Below are 10,297 nucleotides of genomic sequence, written 5' to 3'. Positions count from 1 at the left end.
TATTTTACTCTATTCTATCTACTCTAGGGGTGACAAAATAGAGCTTATTTTACAAATTTTTGGCAAAATAATTTTTTAATATTTTTTCATATTTTTTAAATTCTGTATTTTGATACTTTTCTAAATACATTGTACCAAGTTTTTTAAATAAAATAATGTTAGAAATTCTTTGTCCACCAATTTTTTGTAATTCTTCAGCCGGAATAATTGAAGAAAGTTTTTTGTATTCAGTATCTACATCTTGAGCTGTGATAGAGAATCCAAATTTTTTCATAGAAAGAATTGTTCAGAAGTAGTTTTCAATTGTTGAAACAACTACTTGTTTTTTATCACCTTCAAATTGTGGTGAAAATTCAAATGCTTTAATATCGTTTTCGATTAAATCTTCTGGGATTACAAGTTTACCTTTATTGTTTTCAAGAATTGAAGACATAACTTTTTCACCATAAGAGAAGATTTCGTCATTTACTGTTTGTTCTTGAGTTACTTCATGAATGTGTGCTTTAACATCTTCAAGTGATTTGATGTTTGGGATATTTAATAAATGCACATTTAAATCTGTTATAGGCATTTCTTCATATGTAAATACCATTAAAGGTTTTAGAACAAATTTAGTTCCAAAAGCTTCGACTTCTTTTTCTTCATTAACTTTTAATCCTACTAAAGCTTGTTCAATAGGGTTTTGTGATTTAGAGTTAGCTACTGCATTATATTTTTGTACTTGATCTTTAGCTTCAGCTGGAGCAATTGAAAATTCTACATTATCTAATTCTTCAATTGTTTGTTTACTACTTTCAACTTTGAATCTGTATTTTTCAATGAATTTTTGTGTAAATGTCTCAACTCTTGCTTCAAAATCTGCTGGAAGGCTAAATTCTACATTAGGATTTACATCTAAGTTAAATTCATCTAATTTATCTTGATAGTATGTTTTTAGATCAAAACTAAATGAATCAATTGTGAATTTAACATCACTAGCAATTGGTAGGAAGTAAATTCTATCTTTATATTCTTCATTGTTTTGTTGTAATTCATTATTTCTATAGTATGTTAAAACTTCATGAGAAGCTGCTTGTAAAATTGTAGCTTGCTCAATTTTTTGACCTTGTTGTTTATTTCTTTCAAGAATAGCTAAAGCTTCATTTTGAGCTTTTAATCATTCTTCTTTGCTTAATTCTATATGTTTTGTTTCGAATTGCATTTTTCCTCTTTTCGTTTTAATAATTATATAGGAAACTAGGTAAATAAATAGAAAATTTAGCAAATAGGGTCGTTATTTGCTCAATTGGCTTAATATAGAAGATTAATATTGAATAAAATATTAAAAGTGACTGAAATATAGTGTTTTATATATTGCGACAATATTTTCATAAATTTTGAAAAAATATGAATTTAGTGAGCTATACTTACACTATGTATCAATGAGAATAAGCGACGAATATAATGTCGAGAAAGGAGGAACATGAAAAAAGCGCACTCTAAGAAAAATAAGAATAATTCTAAAGAAAGTTCTGTAAAAGTAACAAAAGAAACCGAGGAAATAAAGAAAACTAAATATACTGGAGAACTTAAAATGGCATGAAGCCTGAAAAATAATAAATGACTTATCATATTTTTGGTTAACTTAATAGTTATATTGATAATTGTTGTAGTTTTTCTTATTTTTGGATTAGAGCTGATATATAAAATAATAGATTGATTATTAGAAATCTATCCCCGACTACTAAAATAGCTTAAAAATAAAAATAGCTTTAATTAAAATTTAATAATTTAATAAAATTAAATTATTAATAGTTTTAGGAGCTGATATGAATAAAGAAAAAAAAGAAATCATTCTAAATTGATTAAGAGATAAGGAACAGTCTGATTCTTTATCAATAGAAGAAAGAGAAGTATTTGCTTCAATTAAAGAATTATTACATACTAAAAAATATGGATTAGTGTTTGAAGAAAAAGAAGAAGATATAGTTAAATTAACTAACGAGTCTATTTTAACTTTAACTCAAAAAGATTCGATTATTGTGGATAAGAATAAAAAACTCAATTATTTAATTGAAGGCGATAATTATCAATCATTAAAACTTTTACTAAAGACACACAGAAACAGAATTGATGTAATTTATATTGATCCACCTTATAATACAGGAGTAAAGGATTTTATATACAATGATAATTATGTTGAAAAAGAAGATAACTTCAGACATTCAAAATGATTATCATTTATGAAAATAAGACTGAAAATGGCAAAAGAGTTATTGAACGAACAAGGTATTATTTTTATTAGTATTGACGACAATGAACAAGCAGCATTAAAATTACTATGTGATGAAGTGTTTGGAGAAAATAATTTTATTTCTTCTCTACCTAGACTAACAACAACTGGTGGAAAAACTCACGATAATACTTTAGCAAAACAACATGATTATGTTTTGGTTTATATAAAACAAAAAAATTTACAAACAAGAGAATTATTATTTAATCATGAACTATTGGATTCAAAATCTTTTACAAAAGATGATAATGATGGCAGAGGAAAATATAGACTTGTTAGATTACTTGCCGAAAAGAACTTAGATGAAAGAACGGGAAGTCAAGCTGAACCGATAGAATTTAATGGCAAGATATACCATCCAACACTTCCTGATGGAAGAAAATGATACTGAAGATGAGGAACTGAAAGAGTAGCTTTAGGAAAAGAGTTAGGTTTAATAGTCGAAGATAAAGGGGTTTTAAAAACAAAATTATATTTCGAATATGATTTTAAACAAGGTGCAAAAGAATTAACAAAGAAAGATAGAGTTAAGCTTTTTGCTTCAACAGATTTAATTTCGTTTGAGTACAGTAACGATAACGGAACTAAAGAATTACAAAAAATTATGGGTCAAACTAAATCTTTTAGTTTTCCTAAATGTGTGAACTTAATTTCAAGACTTCTAAAATTAATTAAAAATCAAAATGCAATCATCCTAGACTTCTTCGCAGGATCAGGAACAACAGGCCATACAGTTGCGAAACTAAATACTGAAGATGGTGGAAATAGAACATATATCTTATGTACTAATAATGAAAATAATATTTGTGAAGATGTAACATTCAAACGTTTAAATAATATACAAGAAGAATTGCCTCACAACTTAATTTACAATAAAGTCGAATCAATTAATAAGGAAGAATTTATTAATTCATATTATTCTCGTGAATACTTAAAACAACTTGAAGATTCTTGCTATCAACTTGCGCAACTTGAATTAGGAAAATTAATAGATAATGAAGAAATTCTTTTCGCAATTTCTCAAGAAGAATTTGATGCATTTTCTGCAGAAAAACTATTAAATGCAAAAGTTATTTTTGTAGCTGAAAATAATGTTGATGTCTATGAGTGTGCTATATACGACAACATCAAGAACAAACTTGTAGTTATTCCTAATAAATACTATTCAAAAGAATTAACAGAAGTAGGTTACTTATGATAAATATAAAATGAAAAAGATTTCAAGAAAGAGTTATTGAATATACAACTAATTTTATTTTGGAAGAAAATAAAAAAGATGGTTCTAACTCTTCATTAATTATTAAATCTCCAACAGGTTCAGGTAAAACATTAATGATGTTGCAAACCATTATTAATGTAATTCAAGCTGATAGAGATAGAAATCAGTTAGTTTTCTTATGACTTGCTCCTGGAAAAGGAAATCTAGAGCAACAATCAATGAAGAAAATGATTCAGTTCTATCCTGAATATGCTTGTGGAGATGTTAATGACATTATGCATAATGGATTTAATGTTGGAACAACATACTTCATTAACTGAGAAAAGATTATTAAAAAAGGAAATAAAGCAACAAGTGATAATGAAATAGGAAATATTCATGATGCTGCTGAAAAAGCTCGGATTAATAATCTTAAGTTTGTTGTTGTCGTTGATGAAGAACATGTAAATGATACAAAGAAAGCTTACGACTTTATGCATGAACACATAAAGCCTTATAAAGAAATAAGAATTTCAGCTACTGCTAAAGAAGATAAAAGTAAAAAATATATCGAGATCGCAGATCAAGAAGTTATTAATTCAGAATTAATTACTCGTTCTATCTTTATTAATCCTGAAGTTACTACAAAAGATGTTTTAGAAGACTTTGATAATGAAGCTTACATCTTAATTAAAACAGCAGAAGAAAGAAGAAAAGAGATTGTTAAAGCATATGAAGAAGTAGATCCTCAATATCGTATTAATTCTCTTGTATTAATACAAATCCCGAACAAATCAGGTACAAAAGCAAATGATCCTCTTCTTGAATACATTCAAGAAGATATCTTGCAACCCATGGGTGTAAATACAGCAAATGGAAAATTAGCTATTTGACTTGATAAAGTTAAAGAAAATCTTAATGGAATAGAAGAGAGAAATTCAAGTGTTGAATATTTAATCTTTAAACAAGCAACAGCAACTGGATGAGATTGCCCTAGAGCTAAAATACTTGTAAAATTAAGAAATAATATGGTAGAAGATTTTGAGATCCAAACTATAGGAAGAATCAGAAGAATGCCTTCTCAAAAGCATTTTGATAATGATAATATCGATAATTGCTTCTTATATACCTTTGATGCTAAATTTAAGGATTCAGTATTAATGCAATCATTAGGAACTGAAGCTGTAAAACTAACTTTAAAACCTGAATTTAAAAACTTTATGCTTCCAAAAGAAGAAAGAAATATGAATCAATCTTCATATTCAGGCGATGATTGAAAAGATACATTGAAACTATTCCATGAGTTCTTAGTTAAAAAATATGGACTAAGCAATAATTTTATGAAGAATGAAATTATTCTTGCTGACAATGGATACAACATAGATTACATACATATCCACGATGATATGCGTCAAGGTCAAGTTCAAGAACTTGATGGTAGCAAGGTTGAAGATACTTTAATTAGAAAAGATGTTAGGTATGTATACAATCGCCAAGTTGTACACAATGATATAACACATGCTGTAGATAAATTAAAAAATATTTTAGGTTTTAATGCTGATCAACTTAAAACATTAATTAATGTTTTAACATCATCTGCCAGAGTGCAAAAACCTTACTTATCTAGATATCAAATTCTCGAAGTAAATGGAGGACATCCACAAGTATTCTTAATTAATAATGTAGAAAAGCTAGCTAGTGATTTAAGAGAATTTACTTCAGATGTAGAACTTTTATCAAATGATGATGAATTTAATACTAATTCAATTTCTAGAACAAATTGATACATACCTTTCCAAGATTTAATTAAATATGATTCAAAATCAGCAGGAAAAGGAATTTTAGAAAAGAATGTATATTCGGGTTATGATAAAAGTATGATAACACCTAAGAATAAGATTCATTCATTACCTGAATACTTATTTGAATTATTCTGTGATAATAACAAGAATATTAAGTGATATTACAAAAATGGTGATAAAGGAAAACCTTATTTCTCCATCATTATGCAAAAATTAGGTGTGTTAAAACAACAAGCCTTCTATCCTGATTATATCCTTGAAGATAATCAAGGTAATATCTGAATCATAGAAGCAAAAGGTGGAGAAGATTTTGCGGGAAATGATAAAAACATTGATGACTTTATCAAGCAAAAATATCAAGCCTTAAAGAACTATGAAAAATGATATAACACACAATATGAAGAAAAGAAATACAATCTTAAAACAGGATTTGTTAGAGATAAGGAAAATGAATTATATATCTGTGTTGATGATGAATATGAAGATAATTTAAATGATCCTAAATGAATTAATATTAAACAATTCTTTAAATCATAATTTATAAGAAAGAAAGTTAATTATGAGTGAAAAAGAAATCAAATCAAAGAAGACAACAAAAAAGGATTTAGCTCAAGATAGAATTATTGAGTTAACTAAATATCTTAATGAGCTAAATAATGCTTATTACAACTTAGATAATCCAATGGTAGAAGATTATGTTTATGATCGTTTACTTAGAGAATTAGAAGAGTTAGAAATTAAATATCCAGACTTTATTCAACCAGATTCACCAACTACTAAAATTGGTGGAGTACCAAGTATTGATTTTACTAAGTACACGCACCAAAAACCTATGTTATCACTTGCAAAAGCTTATACTTTTGAAGAAATAACAAAGTTTGTGGATGATATCAAAACAGATTTGCCTAATAAAGAAATAAGTTTTAACTTAGAACCTAAAATAGATGGATTATCTATTTCATTAATGTACCAAAATGGAAAACTAATTCGTGCTGTTACTAGAGGAGATGGAAAAGTTGGAGAAGATGTTACTAAAAATGCTGTATTAATAAGATCTATTCCAAAAAACATTCCTTACTTAAGAGATATTGAAATCCGTGGTGAAGTTTATGTTACCAAGGATATGTTGGTAGAAACAAATATCTTATTAGAAAAAGAATATGAAGAAAAAGTAGATGAATACTACAATATTAAACTACCTAAATATCAAGCAAAACTTATTGAAGGTAAAGAAGCTGCTAAACCTATTGAACCTAAATTGCAACAATTTGCTAATACTAGAAATATGGCAGCCGGAACTTTAAGACAAAAGAACTCAAAATTACTTATTAGTCGCGATTTACAAGTGCTTATGTATGATATTGTTAATCCATTAGAACACAATATTTTCCATCAAGATAAATTACTAGCATTTATTAAAGAATTAGGATTGCCAACACACGAGTATGGTTCTGTTCAAGCCGATGCCCAAGGCATAATTGATAAAATTAATGAGTTTGAAAAATACAAAGACAACTTTAAGTATGATTGTGATGGTTTTGTTATCAAATTAAACCAATTACAATATTGAGATCAATTAGGTAAGACAGCAAAATTCCCTAGATATGCAATAGCTTACAAATATAAAACAGAAGAAGCTTATCCAATTGTTGCAAAAATAGAAACAACAGTAGGACGCACAGGTAAAATTACATATGTAGCTGAATTTGAAAGCGCTGTAGAACTTAACCAAACAATGGTTAAGAAAGCTACATTACACAACTATGATTTTATTAAGAATTTACAACTTAATATTGGTGATCAAGTTGTTGTTATTAAATCAGGTGAAATCATCCCTAAAATCATTGATATGAAGCAAAAGAATACAATGGATGTATTTCCTAAGGTATTAAATTGTCCAGCATGTGGTAGTGAACTTGTTGAAATCTTAGGGATTGTAGATCAATTCTGTGAAAATGATGATTGCGAATCTAAGAAGATTAAGAAATTAATCCACTTTGTGGATAGAAAAGCTTTAAATATTATGACTTTAGGAGATAAAATCATTGAATTATTCTATGATAAAGGATATATTACTGATTTTGTTTCAATCTTCCATTTAGATCAATATAGAGAAGAAATCATTCAAGGTAATTTCAATATTAAAAATAAAAGAATAGATTCTATTCTTGAATCTATAGAGAAATCAAGAAATGTAGAGCTATATAAAGTTATTTTTGCTTTAGGAATCAAAAATATAGGATTAGAAGTTGCAAAACTTATTGCGAACGAAGTAAACACACTTGAAGAATTAATCAATTACAACCTAGATTTATTAATCCACATAAATACAATAGGACCTGAAATTGTAGATTCATTAAAAGAATACTTATCTAATGAAGAACATAGAAAGCAATTACTTGCTTTAGATAAAGAATTACACTATGTTGTAGATGAAAAAGAAACGACAGGGTTACTAGAAGGACTATCATTTGTAGTTACAGGTAAAATGGCTGTAAGTAGAGAAGAAATGTGAGAAATAATTCAACATAATTCTGGTATTGTACATAAATCCGTAACAGGAAAAACTTCATATCTAGTATATGGGGATAATGTAGGTGAAGTTAAGCTAGAAAAAGCAAGAAAACTAGGAACAAAAATTATTTCAGAAGCTGAATTTTTTGCTTTAATAGACCAAAAAGCTTTAGATAAATAATAGGAATAAATACTTTCTTAATTGAGAGAATTTTTCTTAATCCTTAACTATAGGCAAATTAGAAAATTTATAAAATTGCAGAAAGTATTTTAATATAATAACTATATGAAAAAATATGTATTAAAAATGATTTTAGGAAGCAGTATGTTAGTAGGTATATTACCTATTGCAAATGCTTGCAATAATGCTACAACAGCTATAGAAAAAACGAACGAAGAGAACTATAAGAAAGCTGAAAAAGATTTACAAGCAGCTGCAAATATGGTTGATGTAACTGTTAATACCGATATTAAAATAGCTACAACATTTCCTTCTGAAATAACTTTAGATAATCTTAAAATTAGTGGGATAAACCCAGAAGAATATAGTGTTCTAACATCAGGTGAATTTAATTCTTTAACCCTAGGGCTAAGTGCTAATAATGATTTAGGGACTTTAAAAGTTACTTTAGCACTTATTAGTAAAAACTACAAAACTTTATCTACAGTTATCACAAGGGAACTTAGTGGATTTAGAAAAACTTCAGATGTTATTCAACCACCTAAAGTTGATCCTATAGAAAAACCAAAACCACCTGTGGTACAACCTACTCCACCTGAAAAAGAACCTATAAAACCTCAACCACCTGTAGTAGAGCCTACTCCACCTAATGTTGAACCAGTGCCTGAGCCACAACCTGAACCTGTTCTACCTCCTCAACCTCCAGTGATTATTCCTCCATTTAATCCAGCTGCCGGTATTAAACAAGCTAATGAATATCCTTCATATGTTTCACAATACACACCTGTTGATGCAAATGAAATCTATAAAGAAATCTGAGATAGAACATTCTCAATTAAACCAGGATTTTTAGAAAAAGCTAATGATCCTAATTCATTAGTAGTAGATCAAGGTACAGGATGAGTGTTAGACTACCATAAGAAAGATGACAACCATTACAAATTATTCATAGCAACTAATTTACACGTAATTGGAAACTATGGAAATACAAATACTCCCCAACTAGATAAAGAACTATTCTATAATGACCCAAGTAATTCTCAGCCAGGTGGATTTGCTATAGGAAAAAGTAATCTACCATCTTCTTTTGATGCAATACCTAATAATAGTTGAAGAGATAATATTGAGACTAAAGGTGGTATGACTCAGTATTATGCTAATAATGAGAAGTTTACTCAAAATGGATATAGTACCTTAGATAACACAACTTATTCCAATGCATTTTCTAATCCTAGAGTACTTTTTGCAGCTGTAGATTATATGGATCAAACAACTTATCAACAATTTGATAAAGAGATTAAAGCTAAGTGAGAAACATATAAAACTGAAGAAAAAGCAAAAATGGATAATCAAATTATGGCCGATGATGAAAGAGCCAAAAGAGAAGCTTTATTAAATCAAAATCCAGAGAAAATTCCTTTTTACACAGACTTTGGTATTTTAGAAATGGATGTAGATCTAACTAAAGCTGATGAAACATTAAGAGGATGAATACTTCAAGCCATAGGAGCTGTAGATTCTTATGTAGCTAGAATGAAGAATACAGCTAAATTACCTAACTATACTTCAAGTAGTGCAACTTATATGCCTACATTAGATTACTTATCTAAAGGAAGAGATTTATCTCGAAATAATCCAGCATATCCTTTAGGATTAAGTAATGCTAAAAATGTATATGTGGCTGGATATCCTAAGAATGATAATGGTTCAACATATTGAATGCAAAACAATCCTACAAATAGAGATGATAGTGAAGTAACTCTTGAATACAATAAGAGACTAGGTATTCAATTTGGTATTCCAAATAATGAATTATTTGGATATGCCACAAATGATGCTGAATCACCTATTGAAACAGGTAATATCCAAATTTATACACAGTTATGAAATAAACCTGTAGCAAGTTATTATGGATTTGATTACAATATCAAGTTCTCATCACTATATTATGGAGCTAGTGGTTCAATAGTTTATAATGATTTTGGAGAAGTTGTAGGTATATATAACAATGTAACATCTAATGTGCAATTTGGTAACCTAATGGCAAGCGCTAGATTTGCTCCATTACTTCAAACTGCTGATATTAATGTACCTAATGAAAAAGTAATTTATGGATATAACTTAATCGATAATACCGGATTTGCACATCAAACACGTTCATATAGAAGTAATTTAAAACTATTTTATCCAAATGGATTTGATGGTGAAGGGAACAAAAAAACAGCCTTATTCCCTGAAGGATTTTAGAGTATGAAAAAATAGCCAACTTAAGGCTATTTGCTTAATTGCAATCTCCAGTGCAACACTTTTATTAAGGTATAATAAAAGTG

General features: G+C 28.2%; 6 protein-coding genes. 5 read left to right on the top strand and 1 reads right to left on the bottom strand.

What is annotated here, in order from left to right:
* Positions 1–49 precede the first annotated feature (49 nt).
* Entirely contained in the window at positions 50–1,201 is a 1,152-nt protein-coding gene (locus ACX1M8_RS03065) for a trigger factor-related chaperone (RefSeq protein WP_458836774.1), read from the bottom strand.
* A gap of 261 nt (positions 1,202–1,462) precedes the next feature.
* On the opposite strand from ACX1M8_RS03065, the gene ACX1M8_RS03060 reads away from it, so the two are divergent.
* The 5 genes from ACX1M8_RS03060 (at position 1,463) to ACX1M8_RS03040 (ending at position 10,214) form a co-directional block, all read left to right on the top strand.
* Entirely contained in the window at positions 1,463–1,732 is a 270-nt protein-coding gene (locus tag ACX1M8_RS03060) for a hypothetical protein (RefSeq protein ID WP_458836773.1), read from the top strand.
* Positions 1,733–1,808: 76 nt separating this feature from the next.
* Complete coding sequence (locus ACX1M8_RS03055; protein WP_458836772.1) at positions 1,809–3,473, top strand: site-specific DNA-methyltransferase; 1,665 nt, start codon at positions 1,809–1,811, stop codon at positions 3,471–3,473.
* Positions 3,467–5,809 (top strand): DEAD/DEAH box helicase family protein, encoded by a 2,343-nt coding sequence (locus tag ACX1M8_RS03050; RefSeq protein WP_458836771.1) that lies wholly within the window; start codon positions 3,467–3,469, stop codon positions 5,807–5,809. Before ACX1M8_RS03055 ends, ACX1M8_RS03050 begins: the two co-directional genes overlap by 7 nt.
* Before the next feature lie 22 nt (positions 5,810–5,831).
* Positions 5,832–7,967 (top strand): NAD-dependent DNA ligase LigA, encoded by a 2,136-nt coding sequence (gene ligA, locus ACX1M8_RS03045; RefSeq protein ID WP_458836770.1) that lies wholly within the window; start codon positions 5,832–5,834, stop codon positions 7,965–7,967.
* Positions 7,968–8,111: 144 nt separating this feature from the next.
* Positions 8,112–10,214, top strand: coding sequence for an MIP family Ig-specific serine endopeptidase (locus ACX1M8_RS03040; RefSeq protein ID WP_458836769.1), 2,103 nt, complete (start codon positions 8,112–8,114; stop codon positions 10,212–10,214).
* Positions 10,215–10,297 lie beyond the last annotated feature (83 nt).

This window comes from Mycoplasma tracheobuteonis (assembly GCF_054456995.1).
Note: the sequence above shows the minus strand (reverse complement) of the source record. Positions and strands in the feature narration are given on the sequence as shown.